Raw genomic sequence first — 20,400 nt, 5'->3', positions numbered from 1 at the left:
AAAACCGCTGAAACATCTCCGCATCTCCGCAAGCCACCCAGAAACCTTGCTCTAACAGGGAAAACAGGCTGCGGAGATGCGGAGCCACCCATCTCCGCACATCTCCGCATCTCCGCAGCTCGACACCACTCCAAGATCATGCGGAGATGCGGAGATGTGCGGAGATGGGATCGGAACATCTCCGCACCGCAAAACCGCAGGTCAACCGACCTGCTGCGGAGATGCGGAGATGTTTCAGCCAACCCGGCCCGACAAGACGACCGCGCTGAACGGACCCGCTGAGAACGACCGAGCCGGTCTGGGCCATGCCTTAACCCTCACAACCACCGGATCTTGCTGCTCCGGCGCCCTCAGCGGGCTAACACGCGGATTCCTGCGGGGACGCCGCCGGGCGGGTCCCGTTGACACCCCCTCATGCGCGAACGGCGCCGTCGGGCCGTATCGCGTACCCCGCTGCACCTCTTCAGGAAGGGGCATCCATGGTCCTGCCGCATCGGGACATGACCAAATCGGTTCCCGAGGTTTTTACGATCGATGAGGCGGCAACGATTTTGAAGGTCAAAAAGAGTTGGCTCGAAAGGAAGGCTGCCAGCGGCGAGATCCCCGTTTCCCTGCTGGGCGGCAGCTATCACTTCTCCCCTGACCATCTCTGGCAGATATTCGCCCAGTTCGAGCGGAAACCCACATCCGGCCCTTCACTCATCCCGGCCCAGGATATCCCCATGATTCGCCGAAAAAAGAATCCTCCGGCCGAGATTCCCGACTTGCAGGTGACCCCGCTTCGCCCACGCCCCCGGCGGCTTCCACGTCAAGTCGATATCGCCGCTTGAGCCGCCTGTTCGGATCGAAGAGAGAGAGCGTCCCGTATGGCGTATGCAGAAAAGCGCGGGAACCTGTGGCGCGCACGATGGCGCGGCCCAGATGGAACGCTGGAGTCGCAGCCTGGATTCCAGACCGAGAAGGCCGCCTTGAAGTACGGCAGGGATCAGGAGGCTGCAATCCGGGCACACCGGTATGTCGACCCCCGCGGATCCCGGATGACCGTGGCGGAATGGTCGAACATCTGGTTTCCTGCTCTCGATCTGGAACCATCAACCCTAGATAGCTACCGCTATCTGATCGAGACTTTCATTCTCCCGAAGTTCGGTTCGGACGCCCTGATATCGCTAACCCAGGAGAACATCTCCAAGTGGGAGAAGGCATTTGCCGCAGAGGGGCTATCTCAGAAGACCGCTTCCAATGCCCGTGGCACCCTCTCCGCCATGCTCGCAGACGCGACACCCCGGTACATCCCACTGAACCCGGCAGCCAAACGGAAAGGGAAGGGAAGGAAAGGCGGTAGCCGAGTCGAGCGCATGGAGAAGGAGGCGAAAGTCTGGGCTTCACCATTGCAGGTTCTATTGATCGCGGAACGCGCTGCGATCATTTCCGGTGGCGACAGCACGTTCATCGCGGACATCACCATCGCCTACACCGGAAGCCGCTGGGGTGAGATGCTGGCGATCCCCCCTGACATGATTTACGACGATGCCATCGACCTGCATTGGAAGTTGTACGAACTCAACGGCAAGTTCTACCGCGGCCGACCCAAAGACGGCAGCATGCGAACTGTGGCGACACCGCCATTCCTTAATCGCATGATTAAGCGTTTCCTGCGATCGGGTGCCCCGTTGACCTGTTCCTGTATTCCGCACACCACTGACGACGATATTCCCTGGTGCACGGGTGGCGCGTACACGTTCCTCACTGTCGAAGGAAGCCACTACCGGCGTTCGAATTTCAGCGAAAGGATTTTCCGGCCGGCCGCCGACGGCTGGTATCCGCGGCGCTCGACACGGCCCCGCATGCCCGTATTGGTCGACCTTCAGCACTCGTGGCCGGGCAGTCCGCTGCCGCCCTGGCCGGCCGCTGTCGAAAACGAGCCGTACGCGCCACCGCAGGGTCGCGGTCGGCCCCGTGAGACCGACGCGTCACGGTTCGCGTCATGGCTGCCGATCCGGCCAAATTTGACTCCGCACGGCCAGCGGCACGGCTACGAGACCTGGCTGGACGAGGACGGCATTGCGTACGTGGCACAGTCACAGCAGATGGGGCATGAGGTACCGGGGATGCGTGGCATCTACAGCCACGTCACCGACCGCATGCTGGACGAGGTCCGTGAGGCATTACAGCGGCGATGGCTGGACTCACTACGTGCTCGCGCCGCCCTGTGGCCCACGTCACCACTGCCGGTGCTGAACGAGGCGCTGGCGGCGCTCGCGGATCCGCCCCTGGCGCTCCCTCTGGGCGGGTTCGCTCCCAAAGCGCTCCCAAATTCGGACACCTGAACAGCAAAGCGCCTGACCGCTTTCGCGGTCAGGCGCTTTGACCTGGACTTTCTTTGGGGTGATCGACGGGACTTGAACCCGCGACCCCCGGGACCACAACCCGGTGCTCTACCAGCTGAGCTACGACCACCATGCCCGCAGGTGATCCCTGCGGTGCGAGACAATCATAGCGACATCCCCCGCGGGCCCGTCGAGCGGGTTACCCCTCCGAGGGCTCACAGCCCCGCGGCGATGGCCTTGGCGGTCTCGACGTCGGGTCCGGGCAGCGGCACGAAGACGGTGCGACGGTAATACTCCAGCTCGCGGATGCTCTCCCGGATGTCGGCGAGCGCCCGGTGCGAGAGCCCCTTGGCGGGCTGACCGAAGTACACCCGCGGGTACCACCGGCGGGTCAGCTCCTTGATCGACGAGACGTCGATCATCCGGTAGTGCAGGTGCGCGTCGAGGGCCGGCATGTCCCGGGCGAGGAAGCCACGGTCGGTGGCGATGGAGTTGCCACAGAGCGGGGCGGTCCGCGGGTTGGGCACATACTCCTTGATGTAGGCCAGGACGGCCTCCTCCGCCTCGGTCATGGTGACGACCGAGCGGCGCACCTCCTCGGTCAGGCCGGACTTGGCGTGCATGTCACGCACGACCGGGGGCATCGCGTCGAGCGCCTCGTCATCGGCGTGGATGACGAGGTCGACGCCCTCACCGAGAACGTTGAGTTCAGGATCGGTGACCAGAGCCGCAACCTCGATCAGCTTGTCCTTGCCCAGGTCAAGGCCGGTCATCTCACAGTCGATCCACACCAGAAGATCCGCCACGGGCACAGCCTACGCCGGGCGGCCGTCCGACGTTTGACGCGTACGCCGACCGCAAACGCTTCTTCAAGTGTTTTGTCTGGTTTACACCCTGGACTTCCGACTTGGCCGGTTGCGGGGTAAAGTCGTACTTAACGGACGAAGCCCCCCTTCGGTTACTCCGTTCCCCCCGGTAAGGGCCCTCCGTGTCGGCAGCGCGGAGGGCCCTCCACCTTTCCCATCCCGGGTCGGGACCGGGGTCCGGATCGGCGTCGCGGCCGGGGCCGAAGACGGGATCACGGCAAACGAGAGCGGGCCACCCTGATCGGGTGACCCGCTCTCCGCATTCTTGGTGACTTGTCCGGCTCGGCTCAGGATCCGTCCGTCTCGGCGGGGCCGTCCTGCGCGGCTGCCGGGCGGCCGGCGACGGTACGCCGACGGCGGCGCTCCTGCTCCGGACTCCCCGCCAGGAGTTCCGCGGCCTCCTCGCGGTAGTTCCGGGAGCGGGCGCTGTCCTGGGCCGGCTTCGGGGCCGTGCCCGGCTTGGGCCGCGGTGACGGCCTGCGCTTGTCACCGGGGAGAGCGCGGCGGGCCTCGTTCTGCTCCGCCTTGTCTCCCTTGTCCGGCTTCTCCACGGGCGGTGCCGTCTCCGCCTCCTCCGCCGGTGACGCCGCCTCTACGGTGGCTGCTTCCGGGGCGGACTGGGCGACCCTCGCGGCCACCGTCTCGGCGGCCTTGAGCCAGGAGGCGGGGATGCGGCGGGTCTGCGGAGCCTGGCGGGGGCCGGCCGGAGCCAAGCCCTTGCCGGAGGTGCGGCTCTGCGCCCGGGTCAGCGGATTGTTCGCCGCGGAGGGCTTCTTCGGGCCGGCGGCCGGAGTCGGGGCCGAAGCCTGAGCCGGGGCCGGAACTGACACCGGGCCCGGGGTAGGCACTGCAGCCGGGACCGCAGCCGGGGCCGCAGCCGGGACTGAGGGCGAGGTCGGGACCGCGGTCGGGTCTGGGATCGGAGTCACGGGGGCCTCGGCTTCGTGGATCGACGGGCGTTCAGGATCGGCGGGAGCCGGGATCGGGCGAGGCGGGGCCGGGGCCACGGTGGCACGGCCGACCGCCTTGACCACCGTGGTGGTCTCTGCCGTCGGGGCGTCGAGCAGAGGACCGGCCTCGGTGGCGTGCACCGACGGGCGGCGGCGGGCCGGGACCACCTTGCCGGCGGCTTCGGCCGGGGTACCGGACTCGACCGTGGCATCAGCCGCCCCACCGAAGGTCTCCTGCGTCACGGTGATGTCCTCGGTGGCCGCTTCGGAGCGGGCCGGGACCGGCTCCGGGGTGACCGGGCGGGACGGGAAGGGAACGATCGGGCGCTTCGGTTCGGCGGGGACCGGCTTGCCGTCGTCGGGTTTCGGGTCGTCGGTTTTCGCCGGGGTCCTTCCCGCCGCCTCTTCGGCTTCCGGAGAGGCCTGTTCCTGGGCGAAACGGGTCATTCCCAAGGGCATCGAACCGGTGGCGGTCCAGTCGGTGGCGGCGGGGCCGGTGCTGATGGCGACTCGTTGTTCGGCCGACGCGGTGTCGTCCTCGGTCACCGGCTCCGAGGCCTCACGGGGGGCGGCGATCGCCCTTCGGGCCGTCGCCCCGCTCTCGGCCGGGATCCTCGCCGGCTCCAGGTCCGACTCCGGCTCCGGCTCCTGCTCCGAGAACGCCGGCTGGCCTGACGGGGAGAACGCCGGCTCGTCCGACGGGGAGAACGCCGGCTCGTCCGACGGGGAGAACGTGGGCTGGGAGGAGGCCGATTCCGTGAAAGGCTGTTCCGGGGCGAACTGGGCCGGAGCCGAGCGCCGAGCCGCCTCGGCCAGGCGGGCCGCGGCCCGGGCCTCGGTCTGGCGGGCGCGTTCCGGGGCGGTGGCGGCCACCCAGGCGCCGACGGCCGTGGCGTGGAACTCCGGCAGATCGCCCGGGGCCGGGTCGCGACGACGGGTGTCGCGGCGGCCCGGGGCGGGTGCGTTCTCCGGCGGGCCGGCCAGTTGCAGTCCGGTCAGAGCGGCGGGTTCGCCGAACAGGCTCAGCGGTTCCCCGGGCGCCGGGGTCCGCGCGCCGGGCGGCACCGGCACGGCCGGCAGCACCTCGCCGTAGGAGACCACGGTCGCCGAACCCGTCACCACCGAACCCCGGGCTGCCGTACCCGATGCCGCCGTTCCCCGAGCGACTGAACCCGGAGCAGCCGGGTCCGAGGCCGGGTCCGGAGATCCCGGGCCCCCCGGCTGGTGGCGCGGCGGCCAGATGAACTCGGGCAGCGCGGGAGCCGGACCGGACCAGGTGGCCGTCAGGGCGCGCTGGCGGTACACCCCGCTGTGCCGGGGCCCCGGTCCGAGCGGCAGCGGTGCGCCGATCGCGTGCATCAGTTCCGGGACCTGGCTCGGCTCGACCACGTAGACCACTTCGCGGTGGCGGCCCGGCCAGGTCAGGGCGATGAAACCGGCCATCACCAGCAGGGTGCCGAGGGTGAACAGGCCCCAGGTGCTGGAGTTCATCCAGCCGGGGCGGATCTCGGCGACCGTCGCGAGGCGGCTGAGCGGGTTGCCGGAGGTGTTCATCACGATCAGGCTGTACGGTCCGCCGGCCAGTTCCTCGGGGGTGAAGGCGAGTTGCCCGGTGCCGCTGCGGGTCCAGATCCGTTCGCCGGCCGGGGAGCCCGCGGGTGCCCGGTGGCCGGCCACCGGGGTGGCGCTGACCGGCAGGATTCCGGTGCCGACGCTGACCGCGCCGACCTGGCTGAACGGGACGCCGTCGAGGTACCGGGCGGCGTCCGCGGACGGGGCCAGGCCGACGAAGGCGGGGCCGTTCGTGGTGAGGGCGGACAGGCGCAGTTCGGTGCCGCCGATCCGGGCGAACGGCGCGTCGGACCGGAGCAGCTGGTCGATGTCCGGGACGACCAGGGCGTACCCGGGAACGGTGAGGCGCTGCAGCTCGCCGCTGAACGCCCCGCCGGGGTCACGGTGTTGCATGACGGTCCACAGGCCGCCGGCCGCCAGCAGCGCGGGTAGTCCGATGGTCAGTAACAGCATGCCGAGGATCGTGCGGAACACCCGCATCTGTCTCTCCCCCTTCCCGGGCCGTACTCGCGGTGACCATACAGAGGCAAATAACCCCAAAGTGGTCAAACGAGTACGTCAGTCCCCGATAGATGCGGGGACCCCGGGATCAGGAGATCGTGACGGTCGCGGTGAAGTTCTCCTGGTCGATGTCGCTGGTCCGGGCGGTGAACCGCAACGTCCACTCGCCGGCCGCGGGCAGCGCGATGTCGCCGATGGCGTGGAAGTCGGTGATCCGCAGCAGCGGGATCTCGATCGGCTCGATGCCCTGGGCGGTCAGCGCCGCGGTGGCCTTCCACTCGACGACCGGCAACGGCTGGTTGTCCGGCGTGTACGCGTACAGATGAATGGAGTTGTTCCCGACGGTGGCCGGGAAGACGTCCACCTGCAGGGACATCGCATCCGAGGTTAGGGTCTGGGTGACCGTCTGGTTGGCGGCCCCGGTCTCGGCGGCCTCGGCGGTCCGCGGCGGGGAGATCTGCACCAGCGCCGACGTCACGCCCAGCACGACCGCGGTGATCGCCAACTCGGCCAGCACGATCCGGCGCAGCGGTTTCGGCGACTCCTCGGAGACCCGGTCCTTGACCAGCTTCCGCGAGTACGCCGCCACGCCGATCACCACCGCGGCCAGTGCCACCTTCGCCATGATCAGCCGGCCGTAGGTGCTGTTGAACAGGCCGTCCAGCGTCGACACCTCGATCAGCGCCTGCACCACCCCGGCGAAGATCAGCACGCCGACCGCGGTGGCCGCCCACCGGGACCAGATCGGCAGGATCGCGCCGAGTTCCCGCCCGTTGGCCTGCGGCAGCAGGAACGCGAAGAGCATCACCAGGCCGCCCAGCCAGACCGCCATCGCGGCCAGGTGCAGCGCGTCGATCACCACCGAGACGCCGGCCACCGGGGAGGCGGTCGGGTGCCCGGTCAGCGGCCAGGTGGCCAGCGCCGCCACACCGAGGACGCCGAGCAGGGCCAGGTCGAGCTTCGACTCGCCCTCCCCCGAGGAGCCACCGGCAGAGCCGCCGAGCAGCGGCTTGAGCAGGAACGCGGCGGCCACCACCACGCCGAGACGGACCAGCATCACCGCGCCGAACGTGCTCGCCAGGACGTCCCGCAGGTCACCGAGGCCGATGTCGAACAGACCGGTGCCCAGCGTGTACGGCGCCTGCAGCCAGATCGCCAGCACGGTGCTCCCGGCGACCAGCCCGATGCCGGTCCAGACGAGACGACCGGGACCCCGGCGGGACAGCCGCTGCGGCCACAGCAGGGCGAGGACCATGACCGGGCCGACCAGGAACACCAGTCCGGCGTACCCCAGATATTTGCCGACCGGGATGAGGGAGCGGATCACCGGATCGACCCGCGCGTCGTCCCCACTCTCCGAAGGCGGCGTCGAGGCCGCACCCACCGAGTAGGTGATGGTGCCCGCCACCGGGTGGCTGTCCGCGGAGATCACCCGGTAGCTGACCAGGTATGTCCCCCGGCCGCCGCCGGAGCGCAGCGGGATCGTCACGGTCGCGCCGTCGACGGTCGGGTCACCCTGATCGGCGCGGGCCCCGTCCGGCCCGATCACCCGGATCTTGCCCTGGAGCAGCTGCACCGACTCGCTGAACGACAGGGTCACCCGATTGGGGGCATCCGGAACGATGGTGCCCATACCCGGGTCGCTGCCGACCAGAGCGGCGTGCGCACTGGCCGGCGCGGCCGCCATCAGCGACCCGAAAAGGCCGATCAGCAGTCCGGTGAGCACGGCGTATACCCGGCGGCGGTCAACGGTCATGGCAGACATGCTCTCCGATCCCGGTCTTTACACCCACACGTGGGTGGTCGCTCGAGTGCCTTGCATGGTTCCAGACCGGGACCTTCGACCCGGGAGCGCGTACCATGTCGCCTCGTGACGGGTGAGCAGGAGACCGACGAGACCACCGCGCTGGCCCTCGCCGCCCGCGAGGGCGATCCGGTCGCACAGGCGGCCTTCGTCCGGGCCACCCAGGCCGAGGTGTGGCGGTTCACCGCCGCCCTGATCGACCCGGGTAGCGCCGACGATCTCACCCAGGAGACGTTCCTGCGGGCGTTCCGCGCCCTGGACGGTTTCGCCGGGCGCTCCAGTGTGCGCACCTGGCTGCTCGGCATCGCCCGGCGCACCTGCGCCGACCATCTGCGTTCGGTGGTCCGCCGCCGCCGTCTCGACGCCCGGCTCGCCGCCCAGGCCGCCACCGAGATGCCGGTTCCCGACCCGGCACACCGTCTGAGCAGCGCCGATCTGCTGAGCCGGCTCAGTGAGGAGCGTCGCACGGCGTTCGTCCTCACCCAGGTTCTCGGCCTCTCCTACGCCGAGGCCGCCGAGGTCGAGGCCGTGCCGGTCGGGACGATCCGGTCCCGGGTCGCCCGGGCCCGCGACGAGCTGATCACCGCTGTGAGCCGGGCTCAAGCAAGCTGAGACCTTCCTGAAACGGGGAACTTTCCCGGCGGCGCCGGTCGTCTAACCGGCGTGACCAAGGAAAAAGCCTGGCCGTGGATCTCCACGGCGGCCCGTGCCGGGCTGGCGGCCGTCTGGCTGATCGCCGGCGGGCTCAAGGTCGGCGACCTCGCCGCCTCCGCCCGCGCGGTCCACGCGTACCAGTTGATGCCCTACGACGTCGCCAAGGTCGTCGGCGCTGTCCAGCCGTTCCTGGAGATCGCCCTCGGCGTGCTCCTGCTGATCGGGTTGTCGACCCGGCTGACCGCGGCGATCTCCGCCCTGCTGATGACGATCTTCATCGCCGGCATCGTCTCGGCGTGGGCGCGCGGACTGCAGATCGACTGCGGATGCTTCAGCTCCGGTGGTGCACTGGCCGCCGGCACCGACACCCGGTACGGCATCGACATCGTCCGCGACCTGGGCTTTCTGGCACTCTCCGGGATCCTGCTGTGGCGACCGCGGACCCGGTTCTCACTCGACGGCGTACTGATGGGGGAACGGTGAGCAAGGCAAAGCGCGACCGGACGGCGAAGGCCCGGCAGATCGTCGAGGCGCAGAAGGCCGCCGACCGGCGCCGGCGGGTCACCCTGTGGACCTCGGTCACCGTGGTCCTGGTGCTGTTCGTCGCCGGGCTGGTGGGATACACCGTGATGGCCGGACGCGACGAGGGCGAACTGGTGACCCCGGCGTCCGCGGTCGACGAGAGCACCGCCTTCGCGGTCGGCACCGGCCCGGTCACCGTGGACATCTACGAGGACTTCATGTGCCCGATCTGCAACAACTTCGAGCAGAGCAGCGGGGAGACCCTGACGAGACTCGCCGCCGACGGCACGATCACGCTGCGATACCACCCGGTGAGCATCCTCGACCGGGCCTCCAACGGCACGAGATACTCCACCCGGTCCGCCGCCGCTGCCGCGGCCGCCGCCGAGGAGGGCAAGTTCACCGAGTTCCACGACGTGCTCTTCGCCAACCAGCCCGAGGAGAACTCGTCCGGGCTCAGTGACGAGAAACTCGTCGAGCTGGGCAAGTCGGTCGGTCTGACCAGCGAGACTTTCGCAACGGCCGTCGACGAGGGAACCTACGAGACGTGGGTGACCCAGGCGACCGAGACATTCTCCAAGCGCGACTACAACGGCACGCCGACCATCGTCGTCGACGGCGAACGGCTGACCGGGCCGGAGGACAGCGTGCCCACCACCGAACTGCTCACCCAGACCATCGAGAAGGCGGCCGGTTGAGGCGACTGCTCCTCGCGGTGACCGCGGCGGCCGGCGTGATCCTTCTGCCGGCCGCTCCGGCGTCCGCCCACGCGGGTGACGCGAGCGACGTGAGCGCGTACCGGACGACGATCACCGGGATCAGCAGCCCCCTCGACGGGCTCAGCGTGCGGGTCGTCCAGGGCGGCGCCGGACTCGAACTGACCAACACCAGCGACCGGACCATCGAAGTGCTCGGCTATCACGGCGAGCCCTACCTGGAGATCCGGCCGGACGGCGCCTACGAGAACGTGAACTCGCCGGCCACCTACCTCAACGCCGACACCGCGCTACCCGCCGGCGCGGACGCCACCGTCGCCCCGTCCTGGCGGCTGATCTCCGACGATCCCACGGTCCGCTGGCACGACGAACGCGCCCGCTGGACCGAGGCCGGCCTGCCCGCCACGACCGATCCGGCACAGCGGACGCGGCTCCGCGACTGGGCGATCCCGCTGCGCGACCAGACCCGCACCTTCGAGATCCAGGGCACCCTCGACTACGAGCCACCCCCGCCGACCTGGGCCTGGTGGACCGGCGCCGCCCTGATCGCCGCCCTGGGGGCGCTGCTGGCCCATCGGTGGTCCGGCGCGGTGCGGCCCCTCGCGCTGATCGCGGCCTTCGCCCCTTGGGGGTACGCGCTGACGCGCGTCCTCGACGGCACCGGCTGGTCCGGCGTCCTCATGCTGGCCGGAGCGATCGCCGCCGGGGCGGTCTACCGCCACCCGCCGTTCTACCTGGCCCTGTCCGGTTTCGTGGTCGCCGCCTTCGCCGGTTTCGGCAGCACCGACGTCTTCTTCGCCGCGGTCGTCCCGTCCGCCGGGCCGGGCTGGCTGGCCCGGGCGCTGGTGGCGGTGACCATCGGCGCCGGTGCGGGACTGGCCCTCACCGGCGTCCTGCGCCTGCGCGCCGCCACCGCCCCGGCGCCCGCCTCCCGCGAGGGGCTTCCCGAACCGTCGACGGCCTCGTCGGCCTGACCGGATTAAGGTGGCCGAAGCCGCCCGCGTCCACGGTGGGCACGTCCGGGTCGGCTTTGGGAGGACGACGCTTCTCCTTTCACCACTTCGCCCACGACGCGGCCGGTGGGCGCCTGCACCTGAAAGGTGTGCAGGCGGTGATCGCCTCGTTCGCCCGGGACAGTCTGCCCACGTTGCGTTCGGTCTTCCCCACCTGCCACCTCGACGGGCCGGCGGAGCTCACACGCCGCTGATGTCGTCGACCTTCACGTGGACGGCCAGGACGTTCAGGCCGTAGCCGGTCAGCGCCTCGGTGACCTTGGTCTGGACCTCGGCGGTGACCTCGGCGACGACGCGGCCGGCCTCCAGGACCAGGACGACGTCGACGGTGACGTCGGCGCCCTCGACGCGGGCGGCGACGCCGCGGCTGCCGTCGCCGACGGAGTCCAGGCCGACCTTGTCGAGCATGGTGTTGAAGAAGCGGGCCACGTCGCCGCCGAGGTCGGCGACGCCGGGCACCGACCGGGCGGCCGCGACGGCGATCTTCTCGACGACCTCGTTGGCGACGGTGGTGGTGTCGCCGACCACGGGTTCGCCGGTGGTTCCGGTGTCGCTCATGTGCTTGATCTCCACTCTCGATTCCTGATCCGGGAGCGTACCGCCCCTCCCCCGCTGTGGGGAGGCTACGACTCCGCGCGCAGAACACGCTGCGAAGGCGTGCCATTTCCGTCTCCGTACGGCCGGAAAAGGAACGGAAAAACGGTGGGGAATAGTCGTGGAAACGGATTCCACAGGGGCCTCGGAATTGGCACACAGCACCCTTGACCGCGTGCCGTCACTTGTCAGTAACGTACGGTCATGGCCATTGCTGACGATCATTACGGCGACGAACTGACCCTCCGGCTCTCCGGCATCACCGACATCTCGCTGCTCGACGACGACGAGGCGCTCACCACGTTCCTGCGCGACCTGGTCGCCCGGATCGGCATGACCGTCATCGCCGGCCCCCTGGTCGCCACCGAGACCGGGCCGCCGGAGAAGGCCGGCAAATCCGCGGTGGTGATCCTCGCCGAATCGCACGCGGCCATTCACACCTATCCGCATCTCCGGGAGATCTTCGCGAACATCTTCTCCTGCAAACCGTTCCGCGAGTCCGACGTCGTCGACGAGTTCCACCGTCTCGTCGGCGACTTCGTCACCACCGAACGCACCCTGACCCGCCGCGGCGAGGAATGGCCCCGTGACATGGCCGGAGCCCGGCGCCTCTGGAGCACCCGCCGGATCGCCGCCTGACCCGCACTATCGTCGGTCCCATGACTGAGAACGTGCGCCTGGCCGCCGGCGACGCCGCACCCGATTTCACGCTCCCCACCGACAACGGTGACAGCCTCGCCCTCAAGGACCTGCGCGGTCGCAAGGTCGTCCTGTACGCCTACCCCGCCGCGATGACCCCGGGCTGCACCAAGCAGGCCTGCGACTTCCGCGACAACCTGGCCTCGCTCCAGGCCGCCGGGTACGAGGTGGTCGGCATCTCCCCCGACAAGCCCGCCAAGCTCGCCAAGTTCCGCGAGAACGACGCCATCACGTTCCCGCTGGTCAGCGACGAGGACAAGAGCACCCTCACGGCGTACGGGGCGTTCGGCGAGAAGTCGCTCTACGGCAAGACGGTGACCGGCGTCATCCGCTCCACCTTCGTCATCGACGAGAACGGTGTGATCGAGCACGCCCTCTACAACGTCAAGGCCACCGGCCACGTGGCCAAACTGCGCCGCGACCTCGGTCTGGACTGATCCGGGGCGAAAAGTCCGTCGAAAGCCGCAAGTCCGGGCAGGCCCCGCCGATGGGGAGTGCAATCGCCCTCGCCGGGCTCCCCCTGAGCCTCGGCGGGGGCGAGCCGACCCCGGCGAGGGGGCGGGTTCACCCCCACCGAGGGGCGAGCCGCCCCCGACGGGGACGAACCGACTCCCCGTGGGTACGTACCAGTGCGGCCCCGGTGAGGTCGGGCCCGGAACTCACGGCGGTCGTCATGCGGTACCCAACCCGCAAGGCGGCCGCCGTGCACGCTTCCGCGGCTCCCGGAACGGCGCCGAGGGCACCCGCGAGGCGCCGGGTTGCAGGGGAGACGGGCGAGAACGGTGGTAACCGAGGCGCCACGGGGACGGGCGACCGATTAGACTCTCCCCAACGCTGTGCCGTGACGGGCAGCACGGGCGGGAGTGGCGTAACCGGCAGCCGCGCGGGTTTTAGGTGCCCGTGCCCGAAAGGGCGTAGGGGTTCGAGTCCCCTCTTCCGCACCATATGTGATCTACGTTTTTGCAGCTCAGGCCCGATCTCATGATCGGGCCTGAGTCCATTTAGGGGACAGGTAGGGGAATCGGTTTTCAGTCGGGTCGACCGACACCCTCGCTGCGGATGGTCAGACAGTCGACGTAGCCGTCGGCGTACCCGGAGCGGTAGGCCGCAACCAGGGCTGCGGCGGGGGCGGCCGCCCGCACCCGGCATGACCCCGCGACGACCTGGCGGCGAATCACGCGGGTCCGTTCTCCGGTCACCACCTCGACGCCTCGGCCGGGCTGGCAACCACCGGCATAGTGGTCCTGGCGGGCCACGACGACGACCTGAGAGTGACCCGCTAGGAGGCTGCGCTCGACGGTGCCCCAGTCTCGGAGGAGCGAGACGAGGGCGTACCCGCGGCGCGCTACGTACGTCATGCATCGCTGGGCATAGAGGCCGTCCAGCGAGAGGCGGGGCGGGACGAAGATGCATGCTCGGATTCGGTCCATGACAGTTCCCCCGAAAGTCGGTTCCCTTATGGATCTCAGGGAGCGAGACGCCCACCCTCTCGCACAGTTGTTCCATAGCAACAGGGGGTGATCAGGCCCGGACTCGTGACGTCGGTCTCAACTCCGCTGGCCCGAATGGGCAAGATCCCTTTCGGACTCTTGACCCATCCGAGGCGGCGCGGCATCCTGTCGCAGGTCAACTGATCAACTGGCCGGTCAACTGGGCGGAGCAACTGGCCGCCCAACTGAGCGGACCAAGACTCCCCCCATGCGCAGAGTGCGGCTGATGGGCGCCTACGAAATACAGCAGGCGCTGGGGCTCGGTCGTACCCGTGCCCGCGAGATCATGCACCGCAAGGGCTTCCCGGATCCGGCCGACGACACGTTGCGCGGCGGGACCGTGTGGTTCGAGGACGAAGTCCTGGCCTGGGTTGACCGGTGGCGTCGACCGTCCGCGGAGGATGCAGGGGGCAGTTCGTAGCACGGCGGCCGGCCCTTGGCTGGACCGACCGCCGCTCCCGACCGCGTCACAACGTGGCGGAGTTGGTCGGCCGGGGGTTACTGGTGCGGCGGCCAAGTTGAGACCCGACCCACCGGCCGCCGCACGTCATCAGGCGGCGGGCCGGTCGAACTCGCCCGCCTTGACGCCCTCGACGAACGCGTCCCACTCGCCTCCGGTGTAGGTCAGCGCGGCGCCGCCCGGGTTCTTGGTGTCCCGGACGACGATGCCGCCTGCCGCTTGGAGCTCGACCTCGACGCACTGGCCGGCGGCGCCGCTGCGGCTGCTCTTGTGTGGAACGCCGATCTTGAGCATGCGATCTCCTTCTGTTGTTGGAACTTCGGAAAGGGGTGGTCTATGGGCGCGCTGTCCTGGCGGGCGGCGCGATCAGGGCGGGCGGGAGGTCCGCCGCGGGGGTCGACATGATCAGTGCCAACCGTGAGGCGTGCACGAAGGTGGAGACCTTGCCGTGGAGGGCAACACACGGGACGTAGCGGCGTGAGTGGCAGCGTGGGCAGCGCTCCGAAATCTTGGAAATCGGATTGGTCACCTGGTCACCGCTTGCATGCCACTCCCGCCCAGGCGCCACTGAGGTCGTAGTCGTATCCAGGCTCGTTGGGGCGCCACGCGGAGACCGGGACCAGGCCCGGGTCCAGGAGTTCCCAGTCACCGAAAAACCGGATCACCTTGGCCTTGCCGCGGGGGAACAGGGTGAGGCCGTGCGAGGCAGCGATCGCGGTGAGTTTGGCAGCGGCCGCCCCCGAGCCGGAGGGGATGTCGCTGGCCAGGTGGGTGACCACCATGCAGCTTCCCGCCGGGAGCGTGTCTCGTATGGCCTCGACCGCGCTCCACGGGTAGTCCTCGGCGGCGAGCGACGGCAGGACGGCGCTCAGGATGAGCCCGACCGGCCTGCTCAGGTCGAACGTGTCATGCAGAACGGAGGAGGTGAGGATCGTGGCCGGATACCGCAGGTCGGCATCGAGGTACTCCACGCGGCCGGCGGCGGTGCTGCGCAGTAGCGCGCGGGCGTGGACGGCCACGATCGGGTCGTAGTCGACGTAGATCACCCGTGCGTGCGGAACGGCGCCCTGCACAGTGTCGTGCAGGTTGCGATGCGCCGGGATGCCGGCGCCGATGTCCAGGAACTGGGTGATGCCCCGCTCGACCAGGACGCGGGTTGCACGGTGGATGAACTCCCGGTTCGCCACGGCCATCACCCGCAACTGGGGAACCACCGTGATCATCTCGTCGACGGCAGCACGGTCGACAGCGAAATTGTCCCGCTCCCCAGCCAGGTAGTTGTGGACCCGCGCATCGACAGCCCGGTCGAACGTCGAGGTGTCCATCACGGCCGGCCCGCTGACTGCTCGGCGATCCTCGCCTCGACCTCGCCGATCTGGGTCTCCAGGTCGGCCACGGTGGCACCCCGGACCCGCGGCCGCCGGGGCTCGCCGAGCCGGGCGGCGTCGCCGTTCATGACGGTCACGGTCTCGTCGCGGAGCAACGCCACCCAGGCGGTGGCAGCCCGGGGCCCATCGCCGTAGGTCACGTACCAGGCGGGGTGCTCGCGGTCCAGGCGCTCGCACTCCTCGACGACCCCGGTCGGCCATCTGCCCATCTCGGCGCGCGTCCACCGATCGATGACGAGTCGCGCGCGCTGATGGCCGTCGCCGGGTCCGGTGTGGCAGCAGACATCGAGGGAGTCGCGCCACCCGGTCCGGTAGCCATCCTGGCGGCCGTCCCGGAACGCCGACGAGAACCTCGTGGGGACCATCCCCAGACTCACCAGAAGATCGACGGCCTCGACCAGGCTGCGAACCCAGTACCGCTGGCTGCTGTCGCGATCACGCCGAATTTCCAGGGCAACCGTGTCGTTCGGCTCCCATTCGCAGGGCCAGAAGCTGACGTCCCAGTTCGGCTTACCCGGTCGGCGGAACTCCCAGCGATTGATACGGCCGTGACGGATGTGCTTCTCAGCCTGCATCCAACGGATGACGTCGCGCAGCAGCGACGATTCCGCCGCGGACAGACCGGCCACGCCAACCGCTCCGCTGGCAACCTCGAGCGAGACATCACTGCCCACGAGACGCCTCCGCGGTATGCCGTGCAGCAGCCTCCAGCGGCTCGCGAACAGACTTCACGTAGAGCGCCACAAAGTCGGCGTTCGGCTCCAGGCGGGCGACCACGTCGAAGCGGTTCCAGCCCTCGATCGCCGCTTGATACAGGTGCGCGGTGAGCGGCAGCCCGTCCCCGTGCTCGGCGACAAGCGCGGCCACTGTCGCCTCACAGGCGATCTCCTCGCACGCGCCCGAGCAGTTCTTGCCGGCGCACTTCACAGCCGCGATCACCAGGACCACTCCCTCGGCCACCGATCTTTCTCGGCCCAGCATGGCCACCGCGCTCCGTCATGACGGCAGTGCCGCCGCCAGGGGCGCCGCCAGCTACGCCGCGGCCGGTGACCGCCCTCGTACTCCACCACGTCCATCGCCTCCCACCTGGATCCGATCCGAGGGGTACCGACGCGGCGGGTCAGGGAGATCGAGCATGGACACCCGACCCGCCGCATCAGCGCGGCAGGCCGAAAGAGGGTCTTGACCGAGCACAGCCCGCCGCCGTATCAGGCGCGGCAGACCGGGAGTCGCTTGATGGAGAGAGCCGGTCCTGCCGCGCTTGGCGCGGATGGCCGGCCTCCTCGTTCCCTGATCGAGGCGAGCCATCCGCATAGGCAAGCTACGGCGACCACAAGGGAGAGAGGGGGAGAGTCTGTCCCCCTACCCGATGTATCCCCCGTCGCCCTCAAGGCCGATGACGAGGGCCAATTCACGGGCGTCCTCGCCAATAACACCCGGACGGGTGACTAGCTCAACAACCGCCGAACGCGCTACGGGGTGATGCACCGTAGTGTCGTGAGACTCGCGCAGCGCCTTGCCGAGGAAGTACAGAACCCCGACGTCGTCCTGTTTGGCGCGTCGCTGGCGGGCCTGCTCCAGGTGGAAGAACGCCCGGCGCGTGTGCGACGGCAGCGTCCGCAGTTCGACTTTGCGGGCTGCCAGCTCGGCCTCACCGAATCGGGCCAGGTCCGTCTCGACGGTCACCCGGTAGATGTCCACGGCCGCAGCCCCGTACATCAGCCACGGATGGTGATACTCGCGGCCGAGTTGCGTGGCGACCTTCTCCGTCTCGTCCAGGTGGTGCCATGCCTTTCCCGAGCGGCCCGCCTTTGCGTGCGCGAGAGCCAATCCGAGATGCACCTGACCTCGAACGGCGCGGGCGTCAGGGTTGCCGTCTTCGCTATCTGGGCCGAGGTGGCTCAGCGCGTCGGTCAGCACGTCCACCGCAAGGTCGGCCTGCCCGCTGGCTCGATAGAGATGTGCGTAGTACCAGGCTGCAATGGCCATGGCGAGCGGGTCGTCGGCCTCCTGAGCGGCGCTGTAGGCGCGGTCCGCCGACAGCCAGGACAGCTGCTCGGTCGGCTGGTACGCCGACAGCAGCTGCACCAGGTGGTAGGCGCGCGCCAGTTCGACACGGGCGCGCCGCTGCTCCGTGCCGCTCAGGGCCCCCACCGTGGCGCGGGCATCCGCGACCAGGTCCGGGAGCACGCCGACAATCGCGGTCCGTTCCTGCGTCGACCGGTGCCACACCCCCCAGGCCATGTCGACACGGCCGACCAGTTCGGCCAAAGGGAGGGGCGGGCGGGCTAGAGCAATCGGTCGCAGCAGCGCAGCGGTCACCGCTTCGGTGCCTGCAACAGGGGCTTTCGTGATCGACCCGATCGGGATGGAGTGGCTGCCAGTCAGGTCGGACAGGTCCTGAAGCCCGAGCGCCTCAGCAAGTCGTACAAGCATGGGCATGCGAGGGGGCAGGAGCCTCCCGCTCTCCAGGGCTTTGACCCAGTCGGAGGACCTGCCAACCAGCCCGGCAAGGACGGGTCGGGACTTTCCAGAGCGCTCGCGTAGGGCGCGAAGTCGTTGGCCGAAGGAAAGCTCATCGGGCACGGCGGGGACCTCCCTGCTCGCGGTCAGGGGTAGACAGCCTGGCCGGAAGACGCCGACCGTCCTCTTCGACGGTACGCCAAGCCGACGATCATCGGACGAAGGAAAGCGCCCCGCCCTGCGGACGTATCCACAGGGCGGGGCGCGGGTCGGTCCGACCGGTCTACGGTCCGGGAATGGATGAGCTGCAGGAGCGAATCTCGGCGCGTCTCGCCGCGGTGGTCGAGCACCAGGTGCGCACGGGAGCCGAGGTCGGCGAGGGACGGGCCGCGCTCGTCGACGAGCTGGGTGTGCCGCGGTTGAGCCTTGACGACCTGGCACGGCTCGCGGCTGACGAGGCGCGAGCCTGGTTCTGACCGCCCGTTAGGAGTCGTCGCCGGCCGGTGGCGTGTTCGGAGCGGTCGTGGTGGGCTGCGTCGTCGGCTCGGCGGTGGGCGTCATCGTCGGCGGCGGTGATGTCGTCGAGGTCGGCGACGGCTGCGGGTCTGGCCCGGTCGGCCAGCCGGTCGTGATCGCCGCGACGAACGCGAGCGCCGCGGCGACGAGGGCCATCAAGATGCCGGCCGCCCAGCGGCGCAGGTTCGGGCCCGTGATGTTCACTCGGGCACCGCGCTGGGGCTGGCCGGCTCGCCGACCGGCAGGCTGACGACACTGGTGAGCACCGACAGCACTGCGGCGCCGACCGCGACTCCGCCGGCCAGCGCCGGATCGATGCTCCAGGCGTTGAACACGCCGTCACCGGCCCACACGATCAGCAGCGCCTGCGCGGCCGACTTGAGGGCGCGCTCGAACGCCTCGCGCCAGAACTTCTTGGTCCACATGATGATGCCCTCCTGGGCGGTGAGTGCGGTCGGCATCGTGGGCCGACCGGACGGGGTGAACTGCTGGCTTGAATCCGCTGGATCCTGAGAGGATGGGCGGATGAGCGATCCCAGCGAGGAGTGGAAGCGGCGACACATCGCCGCGTTCCGGTTCCACCGCGGACACGACATGTGCACCGTCGAGGGATGCATCGGCGCGCAGCCGCTCATGTGGGTGCCCACCGCGGATGAGGACGGCGAGGTCGCTGCGAACGAAGCCGAGGTCATCGTGCTCTCAGTGCTGGCGCAAGACGCCTTGGAAGCCGCCAACCGGCGTCAGCAAGAGTCCCGGAAGCCGTATCCCGAGATCTTTTCGCAGCGAGACCACATTCACTGGGCGGTCTGATTCGCGCTCAGCTCGGCGGGCAGTCCAGATCGCCGCGCACCGATCGGAGCGCGGCGGCCAGACGGTGGCCGGCCGGGGTCGACGCGCCGGTCTCGCGGTAGACGTCGTCCTGGGCGACGACAACCACGCACACCTGACGCCGGATCTCGGCAAGGGCGTAGAGGCTGATCGCTAGCGCGATCACGCCGGTCGTGAGCGACGAGAGCAGGACCGCCGCGAGGGTGTACCAGCCGGGTCTCATCGCTCAGCCCCCGACGGCGCGGACGAGGACGAGGGCGGCGACTCCGGCGAGGGCTCCGGCGGATCCGGCGAGGGCAACTGCCCGGTACGCCACGGCAGCAGCTGCGTCGCCCCGGGGACCCCGACCAGGATCGCGCCCAGCACCACCAGCACGACGTTGAAGTCCGCCGGGTCCACCCATCCGGCCTGATGGACGATCAGGCCCAGCCCCAGCACGTACGAGACCGCGTCCTTGATGACCGTGCCCCGATCCGGCCGCCGGCGGGAGCGGGAAGGGCGCGACGTGCTCATGCATGCCGCCGCCCTCTCCCCGCGCCGGGGCGGGCTACGGCCGTCACGCGCCGGCCTTGACCTTGAACTCGCCGCTGGTCACGGTGAGCGTTCCGGTCAGCGTGCCGTTCGTGCCGTCCTTGCCCGGCTTGCCGTCGGCACCGGGCTTGCCCGCGTACTTGGCGGCCAGCGCGCGGATCATGTGGAAGGCGTGCCAGCCGGTGATCTGGGGGGTGGTGCCCGACGTCGGCGCGTGCTTGGCGCGGTAGGCGTTCACCGCCTTCTCCATGAGGGGGCCGTACTCCCCGTCGGCCTGCAGCGGGCCGAAGCCCAGCTCGACCAACGCGAGCTGCCAGAACTTCACGGCCTCGCCGCTGTCGCCCTTCTTGACCGGGATCACGTCATCGTCCTTTCGGAGTTCGTCCAGGTGCCACGAGCTGGTGTCGGCTTCGCGTGCGGTTTCGTACGACGAGGAGAAGTGCGCGTGCTCGGTGTGCGGGCTGGCCCCGTTGTACGAGCTCTGCCGCCAGGAGTTCGACGCCTCC

27 protein-coding genes and 2 tRNA genes are annotated in these 20,400 nt (G+C 69.5%); 13 read left to right on the top strand and 16 right to left on the bottom strand.

Going from position 1 to position 20,400, the window contains the following annotated elements; translation table 11 throughout:
- Positions 1-479: 479 nt before the first annotated feature.
- Both WH85_RS50355 and WH85_RS14025 read left to right on the top strand, forming a co-directional pair.
- Positions 480-830: a helix-turn-helix domain-containing protein gene (locus tag WH85_RS50355; protein ID WP_157410983.1), complete on the top strand. Its 351-nt coding sequence runs from the start codon at positions 480-482 to the stop codon at positions 828-830.
- A gap of 207 nt (positions 831-1,037) precedes the next feature.
- Positions 1,038-2,327 (top strand): tyrosine-type recombinase/integrase, encoded by a 1,290-nt coding sequence (locus WH85_RS14025; RefSeq protein ID WP_169792443.1) that lies wholly within the window; start codon positions 1,038-1,040, stop codon positions 2,325-2,327.
- 54 nt (positions 2,328-2,381) lie between these two features.
- Here the strand turns inward: WH85_RS14025 and WH85_RS14020 are convergent.
- From WH85_RS14020 to WH85_RS14005, 4 genes are all read right to left on the bottom strand, one after another.
- Positions 2,382-2,457, bottom strand: a tRNA-His gene (locus tag WH85_RS14020).
- Between the two features lie 85 nt (positions 2,458-2,542).
- Positions 2,543-3,139, bottom strand: a complete 597-nt coding sequence (gene orn / locus WH85_RS14015) for an oligoribonuclease (protein WP_083448994.1) — start codon at positions 3,137-3,139, stop codon at positions 2,543-2,545.
- A gap of 341 nt (positions 3,140-3,480) precedes the next feature.
- Positions 3,481-6,195: a hypothetical protein gene (locus tag WH85_RS46970; RefSeq protein ID WP_052720437.1), complete on the bottom strand. Its 2,715-nt coding sequence runs from the start codon at positions 6,193-6,195 to the stop codon at positions 3,481-3,483.
- A 109-nt stretch (positions 6,196-6,304) separates the two neighbouring features.
- Complete coding sequence (locus WH85_RS14005; RefSeq protein ID WP_045742275.1) at positions 6,305-7,981, bottom strand: copper resistance CopC/CopD family protein; 1,677 nt, start codon at positions 7,979-7,981, stop codon at positions 6,305-6,307.
- Between the two features lie 105 nt (positions 7,982-8,086).
- On the opposite strand from WH85_RS14005, the gene WH85_RS14000 reads away from it, so the two are divergent.
- The 5 genes from WH85_RS14000 to WH85_RS50350 are packed head-to-tail and all read left to right on the top strand — an operon-like array spanning position 8,087 to position 11,119.
- Positions 8,087-8,632 carry a sigma-70 family RNA polymerase sigma factor gene (locus WH85_RS14000; RefSeq protein WP_045742274.1) on the top strand — a complete coding sequence of 182 codons (546 nt, stop codon included), beginning with the start codon at positions 8,087-8,089 and terminating at the stop codon, positions 8,630-8,632.
- A gap of 51 nt (positions 8,633-8,683) precedes the next feature.
- Positions 8,684-9,157 carry a MauE/DoxX family redox-associated membrane protein gene (locus tag WH85_RS13995; protein ID WP_045742273.1) on the top strand — a complete coding sequence of 158 codons (474 nt, stop codon included), beginning with the start codon at positions 8,684-8,686 and terminating at the stop codon, positions 9,155-9,157.
- Positions 9,154-9,894, top strand: coding sequence for a DsbA family protein (locus WH85_RS13990; RefSeq protein ID WP_045742272.1), 741 nt, complete (start codon positions 9,154-9,156; stop codon positions 9,892-9,894). Before WH85_RS13995 ends, WH85_RS13990 begins: the two co-directional genes overlap by 4 nt.
- A complete protein-coding gene (locus WH85_RS13985; protein ID WP_045742271.1) occupies positions 9,891-10,886 on the top strand; it encodes a UbiA prenyltransferase family protein in 996 nt (331 codons plus the stop codon). Before WH85_RS13990 ends, WH85_RS13985 begins: the two co-directional genes overlap by 4 nt.
- A gap of 56 nt (positions 10,887-10,942) precedes the next feature.
- Complete coding sequence (locus tag WH85_RS50350) at positions 10,943-11,119, top strand: hypothetical protein (protein WP_157410982.1); 177 nt, start codon at positions 10,943-10,945, stop codon at positions 11,117-11,119.
- Here WH85_RS50350 and WH85_RS13980 read toward each other — a convergent pair.
- The gene (locus tag WH85_RS13980) at positions 11,106-11,483 is read right to left on the bottom strand and encodes an Asp23/Gls24 family envelope stress response protein (protein ID WP_045742367.1); all 378 of its coding nucleotides are present in this window, start codon (positions 11,481-11,483) and stop codon (positions 11,106-11,108) included. The two genes, WH85_RS50350 and WH85_RS13980, sit on opposite strands and share 14 nt — an antisense overlap.
- Positions 11,484-11,723: 240 nt before the next feature.
- Here WH85_RS13980 and WH85_RS13975 point away from each other — a divergent pair, with 240 nt between their 5' ends.
- From WH85_RS13975 to WH85_RS13965, 3 genes are all read left to right on the top strand, one after another.
- The gene (locus WH85_RS13975; RefSeq protein ID WP_083448993.1) at positions 11,724-12,158 is read left to right on the top strand and encodes an S-adenosylmethionine decarboxylase family protein; all 435 of its coding nucleotides are present in this window, start codon (positions 11,724-11,726) and stop codon (positions 12,156-12,158) included.
- Between the two features lie 20 nt (positions 12,159-12,178).
- Positions 12,179-12,655, top strand: coding sequence for a thioredoxin-dependent thiol peroxidase (bcp, locus tag WH85_RS13970; protein ID WP_045742270.1), 477 nt, complete (start codon positions 12,179-12,181; stop codon positions 12,653-12,655).
- A gap of 420 nt (positions 12,656-13,075) precedes the next feature.
- Positions 13,076-13,162 (top strand) — tRNA-Leu (locus WH85_RS13965).
- Positions 13,163-13,246: 84 nt separating this feature from the next.
- Here WH85_RS13965 and WH85_RS13960 read toward each other — a convergent pair.
- A complete protein-coding gene (locus WH85_RS13960) occupies positions 13,247-13,648 on the bottom strand; it encodes a hypothetical protein (RefSeq protein ID WP_045742269.1) in 402 nt (133 codons plus the stop codon).
- Between the two features lie 268 nt (positions 13,649-13,916).
- Here WH85_RS13960 and WH85_RS13955 point away from each other — a divergent pair, with 268 nt between their 5' ends.
- Positions 13,917-14,129, top strand: a complete 213-nt coding sequence (locus tag WH85_RS13955) for a hypothetical protein (RefSeq protein WP_063775508.1) — start codon at positions 13,917-13,919, stop codon at positions 14,127-14,129.
- Between the two features lie 129 nt (positions 14,130-14,258).
- Here WH85_RS13955 and WH85_RS13950 read toward each other — a convergent pair whose 3' ends face one another.
- The 5 genes from WH85_RS13950 to WH85_RS13930 form a co-directional block, all read right to left on the bottom strand.
- Positions 14,259-14,462 carry a DUF397 domain-containing protein gene (locus WH85_RS13950; protein WP_045742267.1) on the bottom strand — a complete coding sequence of 68 codons (204 nt, stop codon included), beginning with the start codon at positions 14,460-14,462 and terminating at the stop codon, positions 14,259-14,261.
- A gap of 239 nt (positions 14,463-14,701) precedes the next feature.
- Positions 14,702-15,493, bottom strand: coding sequence for an SAM-dependent methyltransferase (locus WH85_RS13945; protein WP_045742266.1), 792 nt, complete (start codon positions 15,491-15,493; stop codon positions 14,702-14,704).
- Entirely contained in the window at positions 15,493-16,185 is a 693-nt protein-coding gene (locus WH85_RS13940) for a hypothetical protein (protein WP_045742265.1), read from the bottom strand. The genes WH85_RS13945 and WH85_RS13940 overlap by 1 nt, the downstream gene beginning before the upstream one ends.
- A 34-nt stretch (positions 16,186-16,219) precedes the next feature.
- On the bottom strand, positions 16,220-16,543 hold the full coding sequence (locus WH85_RS13935) for a hypothetical protein (protein WP_157410980.1): 324 nt from the start codon (positions 16,541-16,543) through the stop codon (positions 16,220-16,222).
- A gap of 375 nt (positions 16,544-16,918) precedes the next feature.
- A complete protein-coding gene (locus tag WH85_RS13930) occupies positions 16,919-18,142 on the bottom strand; it encodes a helix-turn-helix domain-containing protein (protein WP_045742263.1) in 1,224 nt (407 codons plus the stop codon).
- Positions 18,143-18,315: 173 nt separating this feature from the next.
- Between WH85_RS13930 and WH85_RS13925 the strand changes: the two genes are divergently transcribed.
- Positions 18,316-18,495, top strand: coding sequence for a hypothetical protein (locus WH85_RS13925; RefSeq protein WP_045742262.1), 180 nt, complete (start codon positions 18,316-18,318; stop codon positions 18,493-18,495).
- A gap of 7 nt (positions 18,496-18,502) precedes the next feature.
- On the opposite strand, the gene WH85_RS13920 is transcribed toward WH85_RS13925, so the two are convergent.
- Positions 18,503-18,739, bottom strand: a complete 237-nt coding sequence (locus WH85_RS13920) for a hypothetical protein (RefSeq protein ID WP_045742261.1) — start codon at positions 18,737-18,739, stop codon at positions 18,503-18,505.
- A complete protein-coding gene (locus WH85_RS13915) occupies positions 18,736-18,996 on the bottom strand; it encodes a holin (protein ID WP_245673932.1) in 261 nt (86 codons plus the stop codon). Before WH85_RS13915 ends, WH85_RS13920 begins: the two co-directional genes overlap by 4 nt.
- Before the next feature lie 64 nt (positions 18,997-19,060).
- Between WH85_RS13915 and WH85_RS13910 the strand changes: the two genes are divergently transcribed.
- Positions 19,061-19,345: a hypothetical protein gene (locus WH85_RS13910; protein ID WP_045742260.1), complete on the top strand. Its 285-nt coding sequence runs from the start codon at positions 19,061-19,063 to the stop codon at positions 19,343-19,345.
- Between the two features lie 7 nt (positions 19,346-19,352).
- On the opposite strand, the gene WH85_RS13905 is transcribed toward WH85_RS13910, so the two are convergent.
- The 3 genes from WH85_RS13905 to WH85_RS13895 all read right to left on the bottom strand — a co-directional run.
- Complete coding sequence (locus WH85_RS13905; protein ID WP_045742259.1) at positions 19,353-19,586, bottom strand: hypothetical protein; 234 nt, start codon at positions 19,584-19,586, stop codon at positions 19,353-19,355.
- Positions 19,583-19,876 (bottom strand): hypothetical protein, encoded by a 294-nt coding sequence (locus WH85_RS13900; protein WP_045742258.1) that lies wholly within the window; start codon positions 19,874-19,876, stop codon positions 19,583-19,585. Before WH85_RS13900 ends, WH85_RS13905 begins: the two co-directional genes overlap by 4 nt.
- Before the next feature lie 43 nt (positions 19,877-19,919).
- On the bottom strand, positions 19,920-20,400 hold a 481-nt coding region (locus WH85_RS13895; protein WP_045742257.1), incomplete at its 5' end, for a peptidoglycan-binding domain-containing protein.

The sequence above is a fragment of the Actinoplanes rectilineatus genome (assembly GCF_000962825.1).
Taxonomy (GTDB): domain Bacteria; phylum Actinomycetota; class Actinomycetes; order Mycobacteriales; family Micromonosporaceae; genus Actinoplanes; species Actinoplanes rectilineatus.
This window is presented reverse-complemented; position numbering and strand designations above follow the sequence as displayed.